General features: G+C 63.2%; 1 protein-coding gene. It reads left to right on the top strand.

Annotation, left to right across the window (positions count from 1 at the left end; all coding sequences use genetic code 11):
- Positions 1 to 65: 65 nt before the first annotated feature.
- A partial coding sequence (locus OEB96_RS00270) for a hypothetical protein (RefSeq protein WP_323137301.1) occupies positions 66 to 419 on the top strand: 354 nt, incomplete at its 3' end.

The raw sequence follows: 419 nt of genomic DNA, 5'->3' as shown, positions 1-419 counted from the left end.
AAAACCACTGGCGCATCATCTCTGGTCCCCTACGTTGACTCTCGCTAACAAGGAGGAGGCCCCCAATGGCCAAGAAGAGGATCGGTGACAAGGCCGAGCGCGTGTTGAAGCTGCTGCTCGGACTCCGCAACAAGAAGATCGCGTCTGCGCTCGCATCTCGAGGGTTCGGCAAGGAAGACCTCGAGGAAGGACTCTCTCTGCTGCGAGGCGTCACCGACGTATCGCTCGCAGTCCTTCCCCCACGATCGCCCAACCCGGCCGTCATCGAGCAGCTCGATCGCTGGGAGAACGAGTGGTTCCCCGTCGCCAACGCGACGCTCTTGCGCCACTACCCCGAGATCCACGCTCGCGTGTTCCTCAACCTCTCGCAGACCGCTGGCGCGGCGGTGGTGATCTCGGTGGGCACCTTCGTCGAGCGC

It is taken from the genome of Paraliomyxa miuraensis (genome assembly GCF_026337845.1).
Lineage (GTDB): Bacteria > Myxococcota_A > Polyangia > Nannocystales > Nannocystaceae > Paraliomyxa > Paraliomyxa miuraensis.
Note: the sequence above shows the minus strand (reverse complement) of the source record. Positions and strands in the feature narration are given on the sequence as shown.